Source organism: Exiguobacterium undae DSM 14481, from assembly GCF_000620805.1.
GTDB lineage: Bacteria > Bacillota > Bacilli > Exiguobacteriales > Exiguobacteriaceae > Exiguobacterium_A > Exiguobacterium_A undae.
Window position 1 is genome coordinate 538,207 of record NZ_KK211187.1, and the last position, 17,887, is coordinate 556,093.

General features: G+C 47.5%; 19 protein-coding genes. 15 read left to right on the forward strand and 4 right to left on the reverse strand.

Annotation, left to right across the window (positions count from 1 at the left end; all coding sequences use genetic code 11):
* The first annotated feature begins 2 nt into the window (after positions 1-2).
* From P397_RS0103430 to P397_RS0103440, 3 genes are all read left to right on the forward strand, one after another.
* Positions 3-1,229, forward strand: coding sequence for a phospholipase D-like domain-containing protein (locus P397_RS0103430; protein ID WP_028105628.1), 1,227 nt, complete (start codon positions 3-5; stop codon positions 1,227-1,229).
* A 153-nt stretch (positions 1,230-1,382) separates the two neighbouring features.
* Positions 1,383-1,853, forward strand: coding sequence for a hypothetical protein (locus P397_RS0103435; RefSeq protein WP_028105629.1), 471 nt, complete (start codon positions 1,383-1,385; stop codon positions 1,851-1,853).
* A 93-nt stretch (positions 1,854-1,946) separates the two neighbouring features.
* Complete coding sequence (locus P397_RS0103440) at positions 1,947-2,765, forward strand: tyrosine-type recombinase/integrase (protein WP_028105630.1); 819 nt, start codon at positions 1,947-1,949, stop codon at positions 2,763-2,765.
* Here P397_RS0103440 and P397_RS0103445 read toward each other — a convergent pair.
* Together P397_RS0103445 and P397_RS0103450 are read right to left on the reverse strand one after the other, a co-directional pair.
* Positions 2,746-3,582 (reverse strand): tyrosine-type recombinase/integrase, encoded by an 837-nt coding sequence (locus P397_RS0103445; protein WP_028105631.1) that lies wholly within the window; start codon positions 3,580-3,582, stop codon positions 2,746-2,748. The two genes, P397_RS0103440 and P397_RS0103445, sit on opposite strands and share 20 nt — an antisense overlap.
* The gene (locus tag P397_RS0103450; protein WP_028105632.1) at positions 3,579-4,013 is read right to left on the reverse strand and encodes a sigma factor; all 435 of its coding nucleotides are present in this window, start codon (positions 4,011-4,013) and stop codon (positions 3,579-3,581) included. The genes P397_RS0103445 and P397_RS0103450 overlap by 4 nt, the downstream gene beginning before the upstream one ends.
* Positions 4,014-4,445: 432 nt before the next feature.
* Between P397_RS0103450 and P397_RS0103455 the strand changes: the two genes are divergently transcribed.
* The 7 genes from P397_RS0103455 (at position 4,446) to P397_RS0103485 (ending at position 10,096) form a co-directional block, all read left to right on the forward strand.
* On the forward strand, positions 4,446-5,003 hold the full coding sequence (locus tag P397_RS0103455) for a hypothetical protein (protein ID WP_028105633.1): 558 nt from the start codon (positions 4,446-4,448) through the stop codon (positions 5,001-5,003).
* Positions 5,000-5,347, forward strand: a complete 348-nt coding sequence (locus P397_RS0103460; RefSeq protein WP_028105634.1) for a DUF1430 domain-containing protein — start codon at positions 5,000-5,002, stop codon at positions 5,345-5,347. Before P397_RS0103455 ends, P397_RS0103460 begins: the two co-directional genes overlap by 4 nt.
* Positions 5,344-5,955, forward strand: a complete 612-nt coding sequence (locus P397_RS0103465) for an ABC transporter ATP-binding protein (RefSeq protein WP_028105635.1) — start codon at positions 5,344-5,346, stop codon at positions 5,953-5,955. The genes P397_RS0103460 and P397_RS0103465 overlap by 4 nt, the downstream gene beginning before the upstream one ends.
* Positions 5,952-6,392, forward strand: a complete 441-nt coding sequence (locus P397_RS0103470; protein WP_028105636.1) for a hypothetical protein — start codon at positions 5,952-5,954, stop codon at positions 6,390-6,392. The genes P397_RS0103465 and P397_RS0103470 overlap by 4 nt, the downstream gene beginning before the upstream one ends.
* A gap of 193 nt (positions 6,393-6,585) precedes the next feature.
* Positions 6,586-8,118, forward strand: a complete 1,533-nt coding sequence (locus P397_RS0103475; RefSeq protein WP_028105637.1) for an FAD-dependent oxidoreductase — start codon at positions 6,586-6,588, stop codon at positions 8,116-8,118.
* A 323-nt stretch (positions 8,119-8,441) separates the two neighbouring features.
* Complete coding sequence (locus P397_RS0103480; protein ID WP_028105638.1) at positions 8,442-9,461, forward strand: fatty acid desaturase; 1,020 nt, start codon at positions 8,442-8,444, stop codon at positions 9,459-9,461.
* Between the two features lie 122 nt (positions 9,462-9,583).
* Entirely contained in the window at positions 9,584-10,096 is a 513-nt protein-coding gene (locus tag P397_RS0103485; protein WP_028105639.1) for a VanZ family protein, read from the forward strand.
* Between the two features lie 55 nt (positions 10,097-10,151).
* Here the strand turns inward: P397_RS0103485 and P397_RS0103490 are convergent, their stop codons facing one another.
* Positions 10,152-10,346 (reverse strand): hypothetical protein, encoded by a 195-nt coding sequence (locus P397_RS0103490; protein ID WP_152539584.1) that lies wholly within the window; start codon positions 10,344-10,346, stop codon positions 10,152-10,154.
* 381 nt (positions 10,347-10,727) lie between these two features.
* Here P397_RS0103490 and P397_RS0103495 point away from each other — a divergent pair, with 381 nt between their 5' ends.
* Positions 10,728-12,131: an ankyrin repeat domain-containing protein gene (locus P397_RS0103495; protein ID WP_028105641.1), complete on the forward strand. Its 1,404-nt coding sequence runs from the start codon at positions 10,728-10,730 to the stop codon at positions 12,129-12,131.
* 43 nt (positions 12,132-12,174) lie between these two features.
* Here the strand turns inward: P397_RS0103495 and P397_RS0103500 are convergent, their stop codons facing one another.
* Positions 12,175-14,271, reverse strand: coding sequence for a 5'-nucleotidase C-terminal domain-containing protein (locus P397_RS0103500; RefSeq protein ID WP_028105642.1), 2,097 nt, complete (start codon positions 14,269-14,271; stop codon positions 12,175-12,177).
* 372 nt (positions 14,272-14,643) lie between these two features.
* On the opposite strand from P397_RS0103500, the gene P397_RS17955 reads away from it, so the two are divergent.
* The 4 genes from P397_RS17955 to galU all read left to right on the forward strand — a co-directional run bounded on the left by P397_RS17955 (position 14,644) and on the right by galU (position 17,865).
* The gene (locus tag P397_RS17955) at positions 14,644-14,820 is read left to right on the forward strand and encodes a hypothetical protein (RefSeq protein WP_167331053.1); all 177 of its coding nucleotides are present in this window, start codon (positions 14,644-14,646) and stop codon (positions 14,818-14,820) included.
* Between the two features lie 273 nt (positions 14,821-15,093).
* On the forward strand, positions 15,094-15,903 hold the full coding sequence (locus P397_RS0103510) for an ABC transporter permease (RefSeq protein WP_028105643.1): 810 nt from the start codon (positions 15,094-15,096) through the stop codon (positions 15,901-15,903).
* Between the two features lie 14 nt (positions 15,904-15,917).
* Positions 15,918-16,871: an ABC transporter ATP-binding protein gene (locus tag P397_RS17070; protein WP_035387567.1), complete on the forward strand. Its 954-nt coding sequence runs from the start codon at positions 15,918-15,920 to the stop codon at positions 16,869-16,871.
* A 115-nt stretch (positions 16,872-16,986) separates the two neighbouring features.
* Entirely contained in the window at positions 16,987-17,865 is an 879-nt protein-coding gene (galU, locus tag P397_RS0103520; RefSeq protein ID WP_028105644.1) for a UTP--glucose-1-phosphate uridylyltransferase GalU, read from the forward strand.
* Positions 17,866-17,887 lie beyond the last annotated feature (22 nt).

Here is a 17,887-nt window from a genome sequence, read left to right on the forward strand (position 1 = left end):
TCATGACACATCGACAACTTCTCGTCATCAATGCACTGGCATCCTTTTTGCCGTGGGTATTACCAAATGCAGTGAGTCTGAGCCTGCTACTGATTCTTGGAACCGTAAGCCTATATTTGTGGCAAAAGGACAGAATGTACGATCAAGTAACGGCATACATCACACTTGGAGCGATGACCTTACTAACATCAGTTCACTTATTCTTGTTTGATCAAATGATTTCGGCACTCTACATCATGCTTATTTTCATTAGTTTTATCGGAATCAGTCTTTTTGCAAAAAAAGAAAATAGTCCCGTGAGTATCAGACAAACGCCTGATTTGATACCAATCCCAGTCTCTCAAAAGACCAGCGAGGAACACGAACTGACACGTAGCTTAATGAAGCAAATGGATAGTTACATGGCACAAATGTTGCAGACGATAGAAAGTGCCATGTTGAAAAATGAATCTTCCTCGAATCAGAAAATGGATGAGATACACGAAGTCGTGAAAGGTCACTCTATACAAATGGAAAAAAATCTTGAAATGTTAAATGGCAAGTTCGATCAAAATGCAGAGATGACAGCCGCTCAATCAGAAGCAATGATGGCTGATTTACAAGTTGCCATCAGTCTTCATCAGGAAAAGGATGAAAAAATACAAGAGGTGCTTGATCTGTTAAAAGCAAAATCGTCGGATGGATTAGACGTAGAATCGATGCTGCAAATCATTCAAGACTTACAATTGAAAGATATAAAGCCGACGAACCGTCATTATGTCGAAAATCAACAGATGAAAGATTTGTTCTATCGTGCTTTTGACGAAGCACAATCTGAAATCTGCCTTGTCAGTCCTTGGTTAGGAAAATGGTTAATGCGAGACAACGTACTAATGAATAAAATGGAAAAAGCGCTTAAGCGCGGGGTCGACGTGAAGATTGTTTATGGAATTGGAACCGAGAATGGTTATAAGACTAATGATGATCGAAGCGTAAACTCTAAAGAGGTAGCAAAAGATTTAACACGAAAGTGGCTGAAAAAGGGTTATCCGGGGAAGATAAAGTTACATGTTTCTAACACCCATTTCAAGCTTTTAATGTGTGACGAAATATTCTTGGTCATCGGTAGCTATAACTTCCTATCAAATCAAGGGAAGTTTGGAGAAACTGGCTCTTGGCATGAGGCAGGAGAATATGCGGAAGATAAGGAACGGATTCGTCAACTTAAAGAAATACACTTCTCGTTTTGAATAATTTAAAAGGTGCTTTGGATTTTTTATCCGGAGTACCTTTTGCGTTAGACCGGATCTAGTTGGATAAAAGTTTTTTACTTTAAAAATGAAGTTAATATTACCTATTTAATGGTATTTTATAGTGGGTAATAGAGATTAGGAGGATGGAATATGCACCAAATTAACAAAATGATTCAGATTATGCTGATATTCAGTTTAGTTTTTGTTGGCTTGTTGACAAATACCAAGTCAGTAGATGCAAAAGTTGTTGCAATAGGATATACGAAGCTCACCTTTCCAGGTTTAGATGCAAACGAAGGAATGAGAAGACATGGCTATACATGGAGTCAAGAACGTGTAGGAAAGACAACTTACCATACTGTGTTTTTTAAGTCTCCTTATCGGGATGATCAACGTCAATTTACAAGTGTTCTTATGTTCAAAATTGATTCAAAAGGAGTTCAAAAGCAGGTGCGGAAGTATTTATTCCGGGTGGATGGCGATAAACCGGAAGCATTCATCATCAGAACAAAGACAAGTTCGCCGGGGACTTATTTTTATCATGTTCGGTCCGAATCAGTTTTCCATAGTAATATCCAAGGACCAGCCTATACGGAAACGATGCATGTAGTAGTAAAATGAGCATGTTTTGAATATTGACTGAGACTGAACTTCCTGATTGAAAGACTCTGAAAAAGAGAATCTTTTACTAAAATTCTTGAAGGAGGACCTCCTATGACACATTACGACTATTTGGAACAGTATCTTCTTACACACGTCTCGTACAGCAAGCGAACGGTTAAAGCTTACCGCAGTGATTTGCGGCAGATGAAGATGAATCATGTCGAGTGGTCGGTCAAGTCCCTTCAAACATATTTTGATCAGTTGATTCAACAATATAAACCAGCAACAGCGATGCGACGATATCATGCGTTGATGGCACTGGGGAATGAACTAGTTCAGGCGAAACGTCTCAAAGCAAATCCCATGAAACAAGTCCGACCGATTATCCATCAGCAGATCCAACAATGCGAACATCATCCGCTTGAAGAGGTGATTCAAACGATTCGCCAAATCAATCATCCGACCTATCGTCTTTTCTTCGAACTCATCAGTCAAACGGGCCTCCGCTTCATGGAGGCCCGTTTGTTGTCGATCGAGGATATTCAGTTTGCGACGTTAACACTGCTCGTGCGACACGGGAAAGGACGACGACTGCGGACTGTTCCGCTTGGGGAAAGACTGGCTTATAAGCTACAAGCATTTTTAGAGGGACGGACGACGGGACTCGTTTTCCGTTCTGTCCGTGGTCAAGCAATTAATGAGCAACAAGCTCGCGATATGTTACGTCAACAGTCGCTTGCTATACGCGGACGTTCGCTACATCCGCATGACTTGCGTGTCTCGTTTGCGACGTATCTCTATCACAGCGGCAATTGCAAACTGCTTGAGATTCAACGGTTGCTTGGTCACAGCAGCTCGCGAACGACGGAAGGTTACATTCTCAGTCAGGAAACGAAGCTCCAGCACATCATCAATGCGTTGTCGGCGTGAGGCGGTTGATTGAGGAGCGGGCGACTTCTGACGACGGCAGGATATACTGTTGCGTCGTCTTCGCATCACTATGTCCAAGCAGACGCATGACGGTCAGTAAATCGGCTTGGTGCTCCCGATACAGTGTCGTTGCAAATGTTACGCGTAAGTCGTGTGGTCGGAGTGTCCGCTTGAGGATTTGTTGACTGGCGAGCCGGAGTTGCTTCCGTGTTTGATTCGGATCAAGCGAACGTCCGGTGTCGTTTTGAAATAAGAGTTCGTCGTTTGGCTGAACGTCAAGGTAGCGTGTTAGGACCATGATCAGCTCATCATGGAGTGGGACATAGCGTGTTTTTTGTCCTTTGCCGTGACGGACAAACAGTTGGCGTTCGGTCAGATCGAGATCGGTCCGGCGTAATTGTCGGGCTTCGTTGAACCGCAGACCGGTATGTAACAGCAGGAAGTAGAAGGCATAGGTCGTTTCGTCTTGAATCGTCTCGATGACACGTCGGGCATCGGTGTAGCTGAAAGTGGTCCGGTGTTTCGGGATTGGACGGGACGGCTTTTTGATCTGGGATAAAGGATTTTTGACGAGTGACCGTTCAGTGACGAGAGTATCGAAGAGTGTCGCCAAGGCATGGATCCGCCGGGCGACGGTCGTCGGGGCATAGGTTTGTTTTAACTGGTTCATATACCGGTGGAGGGAAGGGATGTCGATCGTTTCGGCGTGGCTACAGAAATGGCGGACGTCGACACGATAAGCTTTTTTTGTCAGCGGACTATAACTCGGAGATTGTTCGATGATTTTCAGTAACCGTTCCAAGTAAAACGTCATCATAGAAGAATCTCCTGAACCTTCCGTTTGAGTTCTGATTTGAGCGAACGCAGCCGGGCCGGAGAGTAGCCGAGGGTGTCCTCATTGCCATGAAGAAGAGCTTGCAGGATAGCGAATTCTTTCCGCGACAGTTCCTGTTTCAGTTGATCGAGTAAGTAGGTGAACGAGACTTGCTGCTGACGGGGGAGTTCCGGTAATGTCTCGACGGCGACTTCACCGGCCATCGTCCGGTTGCGGGTCGCCAGATAATCGAGCATCGCGCCTTTGGCCCGAATCCGGGCGAAGGTAACGGTCATGACCTTGCCTTCTTCGATCGACTTCCAGAGTCGGAGTAGTGCGGCTTGGCGGCATTCATCCTGTTCATTCGGGTGAATCGAAAGGCGGGAAAGAAGAGAATTGACGAGGGGGATCCATTGTTTTAACGCTTCATTCATTAATGAGTAATCCAATCTGAGATATGCATATCTATGTATTCCGCGGTAGTTTCAGTATAAGTAGAGTTATCCTCCGTCTTCAAATCATCTTTTTTGAATCATGCCAACGGTTTTCTAAACTTTCCAATTGCCGACTGTCGTCATTTCTTCCACTGAACACGAAAAATCACTTGAAAAACCGCCTGTTTGCATCACTCGCTTCAGGATAACTCTACTTATCCGAGGCGGTGTTCGAAAAGAAAATCTTTTTTGAAAGGGCTGCTTTCTCTTATTCCACAGTCCGGCGGATCAAAGTTAAAAGAACTGACGGCATTTCTCAGATACTGCTTTCCTTGATGTGCAAGGGAGAAGTAGAAGCGGATTGGCGGAAGATGCTACGGTAAACAGAGAAAAGTTGCCGAGCGATTGTGGCAGAACTACGGGGGAGTGCCGATGAAACTATTAAAAGTCTTACTGATGACGTTGATTCTCGCGACCAGTCTGTTCATCATCGGTGAAAGCCGGATGCTGACACTGGAAGGATTCGCCGAGCCGTTTGATACGACGACTCTATACTCGAATCCGAAAAAATCGGAGAAACAGATGATTGCTGATATCTATGCCGCAGCCGAGCGGAATCAGGTGGAGGTCTTTACGTATGAAGAGACGCCGAATGGCAGTTTCTCGAGTACAAAGACAATCTACGGAACGTCAGGTGTCGAGAAACGCCTTGCGAAGCAACAGATTCGAAGCGGCACATACGACAGTGTTTTCCTTGGTGACATCACTTTCAGGTTCAAACCGTTACGGGAGCATCCGCGTCTTGCCTATACACCAAACTTTTACGGGATCGGATCTTCCGCTGCCGTAAAAGCATTTAAGATGGACTTGATTGATACATATGCGGGGAATCACCCGCAACTGGGTTATAACGAACAGGCTGAGCGAAATCGTGTCCTTGGCATCTGGTCGCTCGTCGTTATCATCACCGTTCTGATGACATTTACATGAATTTGGTTTTTGCCGCACTAATCATCAGTTTGGAACTGTTGATCATCGTGACTGTCTTGAAACTCGAGTACCAAGTTAATGCACTTGAGTTATCCGTCAAAAAAGTCATCGGCTACAGCATCTGGCAAAAAAATCGACGGTTGGTCCTCTATACACTTGGCATCACGTCGTTCAGCACGGTGACCGTGACGCTTGCAGCGTACGTCTTTGCAATCGGTCATCCCTTGTGGTTGCTGAGCGGAGGCGGTCTGTTGGTCGTACTCGAAGGAATAGTGTTAGTCGGACTGATTCGTAAGATCGAACGGGCAAACATCCAACGGATCCTAAAGGGGGGAAATGTATGATTCAGATTCAAGGCGTGTCCAAAACATTTGAAGGCAAAAACTTATTTGAAAATTTGTCGTTACAGATTGAGACCGGTGATTTCGTCATCTTTTCCGGACCGAGCGGATGCGGGAAAACGACGTTGTTAAACATGGTGGGGGCCTTGGAACCGCTTGATGCGGGGCAGATTCTTATCGATGGACAGGACATCACGAAAAAACGGAATCAACTGGACTACTTCCGGACGAAGATTGGCTTTCTGTTTCAAAACTTCGCCTTGGTCGACCATAAGACAGTCCGACAAAATCTGGAGATCGTCCAAAAACGCTACCGCGCCGGCCGAACGATTGAAGAGGTCTTGTCAGCCGTCGGTCTTGAGGAAAAGATAGATAAAAAAGTCTATATGCTGTCCGGGGGCGAACAACAGCGGGTCGCACTGGCCCGACTAATGCTGAAGAAATGTGACATCATTCTCGCCGATGAACCAACCGGCTCACTCGATCAAGCGAATGCCGAACGGGTCATGACGATTTTGCAGGAGTTGAATGCAAGCGGCAAGACCGTCATTCTCGTCACGCACGATGAAGCAATCAAAAAACAGGGGAACAGGTTGGTGGAACTCGGATGAATCGAAAGAAAAAAGGTTGGCGTATTGCGCTCGGTTTAGTGGCCGGCTTCCTGCTGCTAAATCTTGTCTGGTACGGGGTGACGACGGTTCAGTACAAACCGTTTGTTTCGGCTGTACCGGATTTTGATGGCGTACACAGTCTGATGCAAGACGGTGTCTCCTATACGGTGGAGACACCCGATTACCTGTCTTATACAGGGAGACTGATGATCGCTGACAAACAAGCCGGGTTGGCAGTCGGTGTATACCCACGATTGTTCCAAGACGACACGTACGAAGTCTGGATTCAAGAAGGAGTGAGGGGGTATCTTCTTGACGTCAACGATCGTTTGGAACTACTCGAACCGGATGCGGAACTACAAGCGATTCTGGATCGGAATAAACCGAAAATCACGCGTCTCGTAGAACAAGCGAAGACTGTATTTCCACTTGATTGAATAGAAACGTGTTTCCTAATAAGGAGGCACGTTTTTTATATTGGTGATAAAGCAAGAAAATACTTAACAGGTAAACAGTCCCGACTGAAAGAATAACAGGATTCTTCGCAGGGAGTGAATGTTTTTAGAAGAACAAGGGTAACTGTAACTGTTAGCTAGAAAGCAAAAACTGACATTTGCGGAGGCGGGGAAAATGAAGCAATTGGACGGATTTCCAACATCGTATTGGCGCACTTCGATTGAAGCATCGAATTATCCGAAATTGGAAACAAATCTAACAAGTGACGTCGTCGTTATCGGGGCAGGGATCGCCGGACTTGTTACAGCCGTTCAACTGATTGAACGGGGCTATGACGTGACGTTAATTGAAGCCGATCGGATTGCAAGCGGAACGACCGGTTATACGACGGCGAAGGTTTCGTCGCAACACGGTTTGATTTATGACGAACTGATCCAGACGTTCGGTGAAGAGAAAGCACGACTCTATCACGAAGCGAATGAAGAGGCGATTCGATTCCTCCGTGATCAGACGACACGCCTGGCAATCGACTGTGAACTTGAGGAACAGGATGCGTACCTATACGTCGCATCAACCGGACCGAAACACAAGCAACTGATCAAGGAAGCGGATGCCTACAGTCGGCTTGGAATCAACGGCGGAGACGCGACGGATGAGGTTCGGGGGAAGTTACCGTATCCGGTCGAACAGGCCCTCGTCATCCGCAATCAAGCCCAGTTCCATCCGGTCAAATACTTACTTGGTCTCGCAGAATACTTCACGGAGCAAGGCGGGAAGCTGTACGAACAGACGCGGGCGACGTCTGTCGAATCGAAACGAACGCCGACCGTGTTGCTTGAATCGGGGCACCGGATCGAGGCAAAAAAAGTCATCGTTGCGACGCACTTTCCATTCAACGATTTTAAAGGGCTCTATTTCTCGAAACTCGAAGTCCATCGCTCTTACATCGTCTCGGGACGTGTTCCGGAACAGTTCCCGGACGGTATGTTCATGAGTTCCGACAAACCGAGCCGATCGCTTCGGCATACGCAGACAGCTGACGGGACGCGGCTCGGACTATTTGGTGGAGAGAATCATCTGTCCGGTCATCAGACGGACACGAAAGCGAATTATCAAGCGTTGGCGCATTTCGCAGAGAGTGAGTTTGGTGTAGCTGAAATTGACCAATTTTGGTCGGCGCAAGATTTGATTTCGCTCGATAAAGTACCGTACATCGGTCAGATGACGAGTGACGATCCGAATATCTTGATTGCGACTGGCTTTGCCAAGTGGGGGATGACGAACGGAATTGCGGCAGGGCTGCTTTTATCCGATTTATTGACCGGAACACCGAATCGTTTCCGCGGATTGTTTGATCCGAACCGGTCGAAGCTGCATAAGCAGGATGCGAAACAGTTCGCGAAGAACAATGCCGATGTCGCAATCGAATTGCTGAAGGGGAAAGTGACCCGTGCCAGTCAGTCGGCGGACGACCTCGGCATCGATGAAGGGGGACTCGTCCGGCATGCCGGGAAGACGGTCGGCGGATACCGGGATTCAGCCGGTGAACTCCATCTCGTCAAGACGACGTGTACGCATATGGGGTGCGACGTCAAATGGAACAACGGAGAACGGTCATGGGATTGTCCGTGTCACGGTTCGCGGTTTGATTACGAAGGAAATGTGCTCGAAGGTCCGGCTGTGAAGCCGTTGAAGAAGTTAAAATGATACAGTGATCGTCTCTGATCTCGGGGGCGATTTTTTTGTGGAATAATTCTCTTGAAACTCTCGTTTGTTGGATACTCAATAGTTTTACGAACAGATGACCGTAAATATTTTTACTGATATCAGAATTTAATACTTTATTATTTTTTCGATGTGCTATAATTACCTGGTATTAAAAATATTCAAGCGTTTAACTATATCGGTCGGGTCGATCTTCATGTGGATGTTACGAATTCACCGTCACGGACGCCGTTTACAGGTTTTATATCAAGTTCATTTCATAGTAGCGTCGTGAACGCTGTACGAATTCGAGGAGGAAGTAACACATGAGTAAAGAAAAAATCGCCCAGCTCCGCAAACACGTCTCGCCTTTTGAGAAGGCAGACGTCAAATCCAGCGTCCGGCAGATGATCAATACGATCTTGCCGTTTCTCGTCGCCTGGTTCCTGGCTTATCAAGCCTTACAGATTTCCGTTTGGCTCGCTGTTCCGCTTGCGATCGTCGCAGCCGGTTTCGTCGTTCGGATGTTCATCATCTTCCATGACTGTACACACGGGTCATTCTTTAAAAACAAAAAAGCTAACGCAATCGTCGGAACGATCACAGGCATCCTGACCTTGTTCCCGTATGAGAAGTGGAAACGTGAGCACTCGATCCACCATGCCTCAAGCGGGAACTTGGACAAACGCGGTGTCGGTGACATCTGGGTCATGACGATTGAAGAATATGTCGAAGCGTCAAAATGGACACGTTTGAAGTACCGTCTGTACCGGAATCCGCTCGTCATGTTTGGTCTTGGACCACTCTTGTTGATTCTCGTCGTCAGCCGCTTCAACCGGAAAGATGCCCGCAAGAAGGAACGGATGAATACGCATGTCATCAATGCGTCGTTGATCGTCCTGTACGGCATCATGATTTACTTCATCGGTTGGCAGGCATTCCTGATCATTCAAGGCACGACGATGTTCACAGCAGGCGTCCTCGGGATTTGGTTGTTCTACGTCCAGCATACGTTTGAAGACTCGTACTTCGAGGATGAGAGCGAATGGGATTACGTCAAGGCTGCGATCGAAGGCAGCTCGTATTACGAATTGCCGAAAGTCTTGCAGTGGGTGACGGGAAACATCGGTTTCCACCACGTGCACCACTTAAGTCCGCGTGTTCCGAACTACAATTTAGAAAAAGCGCATACGGCGACACCACCGCTTCAAAAAGCAACGACGATCGGCTTGTTCTCGAGTCTGAAGTCGCTTCGCTACAAGCTGTATGATGCGAAAAATAAAACGTTTGTGACGTTCGGTGAAATCAAGCATTTGTTGCGTGAACCCAAAACGTCTGTCTCTTAAGCACACAGACCTTACTTCCATTTGTGGAAGTAGGGTCTTTTTTTGATGCCGGCTACGACTTTTGCCGTATGTCGCGTGCCTTGATCCATGGTACGATGGCAAGTATTGAAGGAGGGATGATAATGCGTCGTCTACCCATTGCTTACATCATAGCAGGAGCCATCTTACTTTTACTGTTCGCCTTCAGTTCGATGCGTTATGAGCAACAATCGCTGATTCCGTTTCTGACGAATCATATCCCGCTCGGGTGGGTCTATACCTTTTCGTTCGTTTCGTTTCATTATGAAGTTCCGATCAGTGTCGCGGCGCTAGGTCCAGCGGCGTTTCTCGAGTTCTTCATCCGCAAAGGGATGCATGCCGGTCTGTTCTTTATTCTTGGGACGAGCTTGGTCCATGTCTTACGCATGCGTGGTTATCGTCCTGTGCCGGCCGCTTTTTTTGCCGCAACGACGGCAATCACGGTCGGTGTCTTGGATGAATTTCATCAGCAACTGACCGGCGGACGGACACCACTGGTTGGAGATGTCATCATTGATGGAAGTGGAGCCGTCTTTGGCATCTTGCTGTATACCGGAATCCGCTTGTTCCTTAAAGCGGATCGCATCGTCAAATCAGAATATCAGCAATCGGGCTGAACACGAAAATACCCGGTCGTCTCAAGTGGATTGAGGCGACCGGGTATTTTGACGATCAAAAACGTTGGACCCATTCGATTTTGTATTGTGTCCGACCAAATTGTTTACGGAGCATCGTATCGGCTTTTTTACGAGCTGCCGTATGGTCACTTGCCTTGATGTTCAATCGATCTGTATCGACGACCTCGTCACGCTCGATGACTTGATATTGTACCGTATATTCTTTATTAAACAATCCTAAAAACCCCAAGATGTTCACTCCCATATTCTTCATTCTAGTAGTTAGTATATGGCATTTTTAAAGTATTGGCAATTCAAATCAAAGACTTTTGTCTCACCCCTTACTAAAAGGGATATGGTTCGGATGAATCATAGACTTAATGTTTCAAATGTTACAAAGAACCGCGGTAATTCTATAACTTTTTCAGAAAAATTTGATTTTTGATCAGAATCGTTTGGAATGTTATAGGTCTTTAGACATGCTTAAATACTTCTTTGATTATAAGCTAAAGATATATCTTTCAAGACACTTCATACCGTTTAACAACAATTCCCTTGGAATGATTATGGGATTACGGGTATGATAAGACATGAAACGATAGCGAGAACTCAATGAAAGGGAGGTGAAAGAATGACCAATGAGACAGAACCGATTCCATTGCGGGTCGGTAAACGAGAACAGCTTTATTTCTGGTTGCTCCTGCTGAGCACACTCGTAACGGGATGTGGTCTGATCGTCGGAGTACTGGCGCTCGGAACGCTTGGTGTCGTCTTACTCGGACTGACCATCCTCCTACTTGGAGCGATTTGGATTCGCCAATGGATCCGGGTGATGACGATTCGGACGGAAGGTGTTTTTCTAAGCGAGACCCAACAACCACTCGTTTATGCGGCACTTCGTCGTGATGCAGAGCAGATGGGATTCTGGAAAACACCAGAGATCCTGTTGACGCAGGACCCGAAGATGACACGACCACGGACGATTGGTTTGTTCCAAAAGTATATGCTGGTGTTGCCGGCGGATTATCCATTAAATGAGACGACGCGTTTTGAAATCTTGCGCGAACTGGCCCACTTAAAACAGAACCATGAAGAAAAACAGCTGTTGTTACTGATCGGGAGCTGGATCCCATTCTTGCGCACAGCTTATTTACGCGCTTGTGAAGAGACAGCTGATCGGTTTGCGCTCGCGCAACTGACTGAAGAGGAGAGAATTCCATCCCTCGTCCGCTCGATTGTTGGTCCGGCGCTATGGCGCCGACTGGATGTCATGCACTACATAGAACAAAAACAACAAGCGCCGTCACTCGCGACGAGTATGAGTGAATTATTCCGTCATCAGCCATCCATTCACCGGCGCTTGGCGGTTGCCGGACTGAAGACGACTGCCCCCCGATTGGCGCGTGTGACAAGCGGTCTGCTCGTCAGTCTGAGTTGTCTGGCACTCGCCGGTCTCGTCTTCACCGCGACGGAGCTTGAGATTCCAGAGTGGTCCGGCTGGACGGAGTCCGTCGTGCAGCAAGATGATACGAAGCAAGATTTAGGTGAATCGAAACTGATGGCCGCGATTCAAAAGGGAACACTTGATGAAATCAACCAACTGATTCCGGAGAGTGACATGAAGGCGGTCGATGCGGACGGAGATACGGCATTACATTATCTCGGATACCGGAAGTCGAGCGAAGGGCTCGCGGATGTCTTCCAAGACTTGCTGGCAGCCGGAAGTGATGTCGACGCCGTCAATGACTTTGGAGAACGTCCATTCATCACTGCCGTCTACAGTAACAACAAGGAACTTGTGGAGTTGTATCTGAAACGCGGCGAAGCGATCAACCAACGGGATGATGAGGAGTATACGCCGCTTCATCACGCGGTCGAAGGTGAAGGCAAGGAGACTGTTAAACTGTTGCTCGAGCGTGGGGCGGATCCGGCACTGAAGAATGCCGACGGCTACACGCCGCTGATGATGGCAGAAGAGTATGAACTTGAGGACATCATCGTCTTACTGAAACAAAATCAAACGCAGACGTTATAAAAAAAGGACGATTTCCCACTCAGGGAGATCGTCCTTTTGCTGATTAGTTGGCTTCGACTTTTGTATCGATGATACGACCTTCGATGTTGTAGTTGACTTCGCCGAGCGACTTCGTGAAGTCGCGGAGGTTTTCCCAGTCCGAGAGACCAAGATCCGTCACGCGGCCTGCTTTGTAAGCCACTTCAAACGGTGTCAGACCATCGCCGCCTTTTGCCGTGAAGGCATTCGTTGCGATGACGTATGTTTTCGCAGGATCGATCGTTTCAAACGTGCCGCCGTTGTTGACTTCCATTTTCGTGACACGGTTTCCTTTTGCGAGTTTACTGCTGTATTCAAACTTCATGCCCGACACGTGGAGGAATCCACCGTTTTCGATTGGTGCCACACCAACGCTGATTTCAAGCAGGTCCTTGATTTCCTGACCTGTCATTTTCACTGTCGCGAGCGTATTTCCGAACGGAAGCGTCGTCAAGACTTCGCCGACTGTAAGTGGTCCGGCATTGATGGCAGCCCGGATCCCACCACCGTTTTGCATCGCGATGACCGTTTCTGCGTTATACTCTTTTGCTTTTTTGAGCATACCATCCGTGATCAAGTTCCCGAGTGCCGTTTCGCTGTTTCGGACACTGACTTCGCCACGTGGGTTCCCGAGCTCGTTGACGATATTTGCGCCGACTTCTTCATTTTTCAACTCAGTGATTTGATCCGCATATGGCTTCAGGATTTCAGCAGCACGTGTATCTTCCGCAGCTTTTGCCACATCGATCAACGAACCGTTGTACTCTGTCAATTTCCCTTTGTAGTCAAATGTCAAATCCAGATTTCCGAGGAAATCACCATATTGGTACGCTTGCGCGATGATCGTTGGTTCTGTTTTACCTGGTACGATCGTCTCGTCGACAACAACCGGTTTTTCCAGCTTGGTATGCGAGTGACCACCGACGATGACATCGATGCCGTCGACGTTACGTGCGAGCAACTGATCGTTGTCGACTGCTTCGTTATCGTCAAAGCCAATGTGCGTCAAAGCGACGATCTTGTTGACGCCACGGTCTTCGAGTTTTTTAACAGCGGCTTTTGCGCTAGTGATGTAGTTGGCAAAGGCAACTGTTCCCGGACTAGCGATATCCGCTGTCTCTTCTGTCGTCAAACCAAAGAAGCCGATTTTTTGACCTTTGTATTCCTTGATGATCCCTTGATAAATTTGACCTTTTTCAGGACCAGCTGTGATGGTTTTTTTCTGGAGACCGTTGAAGCTTTCATTTTTGCTGAAGTCCACGTTTGCCGTGATGAACGGGAATTTGGCTTTCGTGACGAAGTTTTTGAGTGCGATGTTGTTCTCCGTCTCTCCGAGATCAAACTCATGGTTACCGAACGTCATCATGTCGTATTTCATATAGTTCATCAGTTCAAGGTCAGCTTGACCCAGGAACTTGTTGAAGTAAAGGGAGCCTGAGAAAACGTCCCCTGCATCGAGTAAGAGGGAAGGTTTACCTTCCGCCCGGTACGCGGCACGGAGTTCTTTAATGACCGTTGCCCGTTTTGGTGCTTTATCGAGATTGGCGTGCGTATCGTTCGTGTGCATCAAGCCGATGGAGAAATCGTCTTTGTTGACGTCCAGCACGTTGATTTTTGCTTTGAGTGTGATGGTCTTACCGAGACGTGTGTAGCTCGCGACGGCATATTTCGTCCCGGCTTCGCTCGTATCGACTTTCGACCAGCGGACCGGTTTGTCATAGACACGACCTGTCGCATAGAGGACGGCGAGTGTTTTTGGGAGTTCCGGTTTGTCACCGACATAAATCGTCTGTTCGCGAACGCTCTCGACGAATTTCACGGCATAGTTTTGGATGAAGATTTTGACTTCGATCGGCGATTTCTTCTTGCCATACGTTCCTTTGACCGTTTGATAACGGTTGAAGATATGACGATCATAACTTTTCCACGTAATTTTCTCGCCCTTGTATGTAGCAGGTAACTTGACCGGGGCACCTTTTGTGAAGACGAGTGACTTGAGTTTGACCGTTTTGACTTTGACATGCGTTGCTGCGGATACGGTAGTCTGCGCAACCGGCACGATTGCCGATGTCGTCAGGGCGACAGCAACGGCTGCCGCGTAAAGCGGTTTTGATTTGTACATACGTAGAAATCCTCCTTCAAAGTGGGTGTATGAATACAAGGTCGAAATGCGATCGTTGACCTCTTCTTCTACTATAAATCGTTCTAGGTATCTGGTGCGATAAAACTTTTGTAAACTTCGTAAATTCTTAGGTCGGACGACATGACAACCGAATGGAGACGTTTGTTTTAAGGGTTGTTCTTAGGGCATTTGAACTAAAGACATAAAATGATAACGCTTTCATTATAATCTGTCCTATTAAAAAAAGAAACGAAAACCTTGACTGATTCGTCAAACATTTCCATTATTTGATAAGCAGACAGTAGTATTCAGGACAAGAGTTCTGTATGATGAAGAAACGAGGAAAACCGCGGAGGGAGGACGGAAAACACGATGAAAGAAACGGTTCAAGGGACTGTGATTTTAGTCATTTTATGTTTAATGAGTATTTTGTTGCTGTGGGGACTGGCCTCTCCGCCGACGACAATTGAATTTCCACTTCTATCCCATTCCAAACCCGCTTTGATTGATGTCTTCCACATCATCGAAGCGGTTTTTTTAGTTGAGTAGAAAGCTACAGTTTGGTGTCGGTTTGCCCAATACATTGACACGATTTTTAACGATGGCTAGAATTGATTAAGTGTATGGCATGTGATGCCTACTTTTTAATATGAAACGAGTGACGTGAGAAGAAGGGGGGAGCAGAAAGAACGCAGACCATTTGTCCTGCGCACGGGTCGATCGTTCGTTTGAAGAATCGCGAACGGAGTCCGTCTTTTTTCTTTTACGTGGATGCAACTGAACTAAAATACATGTACCTTTACAGATCGGAAGGAATTTATTATGTGGAAAGAAATGAAAAGTATCGTCCGCGAACAAGTGGAGAACTTCCCACTGATCCGTCGTTTGGCTCGTTATGAGATCAAATCGGCGCACGCGGAGCAACGGCTTGGTTTGTTATGGGAGCTGTTGAACCCCGGATTACAGATCTTTATTTACTGGTTCGTCTTTGGTGTCGGTCTGAAAGGGAACAAAAACGTCGACGGGGATATCCCGTTCATCGTCTGGTTATTGTGCGGGATCGTCGTCTGGTTCTTCATCAATGATGCCTTGCTGCGTGGATCGAACTCGATCAACAGCCGCCTCGCGATGGTGACGAAGATGCGTTTCCCGATGAGTGCGATTCCGTCTTATGTCATTTTGTCACGGATGTATCAGCATTTCGCGATGCTCGTGATCGTCTTCATCGTCATCATGCTGAACGGAATTCCGATTACGTGGAAACTCCTTCAACTCCCTTACTATATGGCAGCGACGTATATATTCGTCTATGCCTTCTCACTCTGCTTCTCGACATTGATTACGCTCGTGAAGGATATCCAATTGTTCCTCCAATCGATGATGCGGATGTTGTTTTATTTGACGCCGATCCTCTGGAACATCGAACGTTTCCCGGACGTCTTACACGGGGTGCTTCGTCTGAACCCGGTCTTCTACCTCGTAGAAGGCTATCGCGCGAGCTTACTCGGCGGCGCTTGGGTCTGGCAGGAATGGCCGACCGGACTCTATTTCTGGAGTGTGACGCTGCTCTTGTTCACAGCCGGGACATTCTTGCACATCAAGTTCCGTAAATCATTCACCGAGCTCGTTTAAGGAAGGAAATCGCCATGTCTATGATAAAGCTCGACCATGTCACGAAACGGTTTGATATGGTTACGACTACAAAAGAAAAATTCAAATTGTTATTTAAGAACCAAAGCAAAAACGTCAAGACGTTCACGGCGCTCCGCGATGTCTCAATCGACATCGGTTCCGGGGAAGTCGTTGGTCTCGTCGGCATCAACGGCTCCGGGAAATCGACGTTATCAAACTTGATTTCCGGCATCATCTACGCCAATGAAGGGGACGTCGCGATCAACGGAGAAGTTGCGATCATCGCCGTCTCGCAAGGCTTAAAAAATGTGCTGACAGGACGCGAAAACATCCACTTGAAATGTTTGATGCTCGGGATGGATGACGCGGAAATCGAACGCCGGATGCCCGGCATCATCGACTTCGCCGACATCGGAGATTTCATCGATCAACCGATCAAAAAGTATTCGAGCGGAATGAAGTCGCGGCTTGGTTTTGCGATCGCCGTCAATGTCGACGCCGATATCTTGATCGTCGATGAAGCCTTGTCCGTCGGGGACCAGACGTTTTATAACCGCTGTATCGACAAGATGAACGAGTTCAAGAACGAAGGCAAGACGATCATCTTCGTCAGTCACTCTTTGACGCAGATTCGCAGTTTCTGTGAACGCGTCATCTGGCTCGAGTACGGACAAGTCAAGCTCGACGGAACGACAAAAGAAGTCGTGCCGGAGTACAAGAAGTTCCTGACCGATTATAAAAAGCTGACGAAAGAAGAGCAGCACCAGTACCGGAAAGATCGTTTGAAGGAACAAGCGCAACAGGCCAAACCGGGGAAACAAAACGTGGATGCGGAAGATACCGTCAAACATCCCGGTTGGATCTTATCCGGCATCAGTCTTCTTGCCGTCGCGGCAGGTGCCTTGATGGTCATCGATGAGACGCCGTCCTTCTCGACCTTTGCGGAAGCACTCTCCAACCTATTTTGATTGCAGACCATGGACATTCTTGTTCATGGTCTTTTTTTTGACGAAAACAGGGAATAGACGAGAGAAAAAAGAAATAAGTACAGAGTAGAAGTAAGTAGAGGAGCGGAGGGCGGTCATGAAAAAAATCAGAAAAGCCATTATCCCGGCAGCGGGACTCGGGACACGTTTCTTGCCGGCGACAAAAGCGATGCCAAAAGAAATGTTGCCGATTCTGACGAAACCGACGATTCAATACATCGTCGAGGAAGCGGTTGCGGCGGGCATCGAACAGATTATCATCGTCTCCGGACGAAACAAACGGGCGATCGAAGACCATTTTGATCACGCACCGGAGCTTGAGAACATCCTCCGGCAAAAAGGGAAGCTCGACTTGTTAAAAGAAGTGGATGCATCGACGACGATGGCCGAGATTCATTACATCCGGCAAAAGGAACCAAAGGGACTCGGACACGCCATTTGGAGTGCCCGTCATTTCATCGGCGACGAACCGTTCGCGGTGTTGCTCGGTGATGATATCATCGTCTCGGAACAACCGGGACTGAAACAATTGATTGATCAGTACGAGGAACTGGAGTCCTCGATCGTCGGCGTCCGTCATGTGCCGACCAGTGACACGGACCGTTACGGCATCATTGATCCGCTGAAACAAGAGGGCCGTCGTTATCACGTCCGGCAGTTCGTCGAAAAACCGGTGCAAGGTACGGCACCATCAAACATGGCAATCATCGGACGGTACATCCTGACGCCGGCGATCTTTGCGTTTCTTGCCAAGCAAGAGGTCGGGTCAGGAGGCGAGATTCAGCTGACGGACGCGATTGAACGGTTAAATGGGCAGGAAGACGTCTATGGTTATGAAATCGACGGTGACCGGTTTGATGTCGGGGAGAAGATGGGCTATGTCGAGACGACACTTGCCTTTGCCTTAAAGGACGCGGAGATCCAAGCCGATGTTAAAGCCTTGCTTCGCCGGCACGTCGAAAGCTGGACCGATTAAATAACAAAAGCAAAGCCCACGG

What these genes read in the sequence shown, in the direction of transcription:
- P397_RS0103435 (WP_028105629.1), top strand. Translation starts at nt 1,383, where the DNA reads ATGCACCAAATTAACAAAATGATTCAGATTATGCTGATATTCAGTTTA.
- galU (WP_028105644.1), top strand. Translation starts at nt 16,987, where the DNA reads ATGAAAAAAATCAGAAAAGCCATTATCCCGGCAGCGGGACTCGGGACA.
- P397_RS0103485 (WP_028105639.1), top strand. Translation starts at nt 9,584, where the DNA reads ATGCGTCGTCTACCCATTGCTTACATCATAGCAGGAGCCATCTTACTT.
- P397_RS0103510 (WP_028105643.1), top strand. Translation starts at nt 15,094, where the DNA reads ATGTGGAAAGAAATGAAAAGTATCGTCCGCGAACAAGTGGAGAACTTC.
- P397_RS0103440 (WP_028105630.1), top strand. Translation starts at nt 1,947, where the DNA reads ATGACACATTACGACTATTTGGAACAGTATCTTCTTACACACGTCTCG.
- P397_RS0103475 (WP_028105637.1), top strand. Translation starts at nt 6,586, where the DNA reads ATGAAGCAATTGGACGGATTTCCAACATCGTATTGGCGCACTTCGATT.
- P397_RS0103450 (WP_028105632.1), bottom strand. Translation starts at nt 4,013, where the DNA reads ATGAATGAAGCGTTAAAACAATGGATCCCCCTCGTCAATTCTCTTCTT.
- P397_RS0103445 (WP_028105631.1), bottom strand. Translation starts at nt 3,582, where the DNA reads ATGATGACGTTTTACTTGGAACGGTTACTGAAAATCATCGAACAATCT.
- P397_RS0103495 (WP_028105641.1), top strand. Translation starts at nt 10,728, where the DNA reads ATGACCAATGAGACAGAACCGATTCCATTGCGGGTCGGTAAACGAGAA.
- P397_RS0103470 (WP_028105636.1), top strand. Translation starts at nt 5,952, where the DNA reads ATGAATCGAAAGAAAAAAGGTTGGCGTATTGCGCTCGGTTTAGTGGCC.
- P397_RS17070 (WP_035387567.1), top strand. Translation starts at nt 15,918, where the DNA reads ATGTCTATGATAAAGCTCGACCATGTCACGAAACGGTTTGATATGGTT.
- P397_RS17955 (WP_167331053.1), top strand. Translation starts at nt 14,644, where the DNA reads ATGAAAGAAACGGTTCAAGGGACTGTGATTTTAGTCATTTTATGTTTA.
- P397_RS0103430 (WP_028105628.1), top strand. Translation starts at nt 3, where the DNA reads ATGACACATCGACAACTTCTCGTCATCAATGCACTGGCATCCTTTTTG.
- P397_RS0103480 (WP_028105638.1), top strand. Translation starts at nt 8,442, where the DNA reads ATGAGTAAAGAAAAAATCGCCCAGCTCCGCAAACACGTCTCGCCTTTT.
- P397_RS0103455 (WP_028105633.1), top strand. Translation starts at nt 4,446, where the DNA reads ATGAAACTATTAAAAGTCTTACTGATGACGTTGATTCTCGCGACCAGT.
- P397_RS0103500 (WP_028105642.1), bottom strand. Translation starts at nt 14,271, where the DNA reads ATGTACAAATCAAAACCGCTTTACGCGGCAGCCGTTGCTGTCGCCCTG.
- P397_RS0103460 (WP_028105634.1), top strand. Translation starts at nt 5,000, where the DNA reads ATGAATTTGGTTTTTGCCGCACTAATCATCAGTTTGGAACTGTTGATC.
- P397_RS0103465 (WP_028105635.1), top strand. Translation starts at nt 5,344, where the DNA reads ATGATTCAGATTCAAGGCGTGTCCAAAACATTTGAAGGCAAAAACTTA.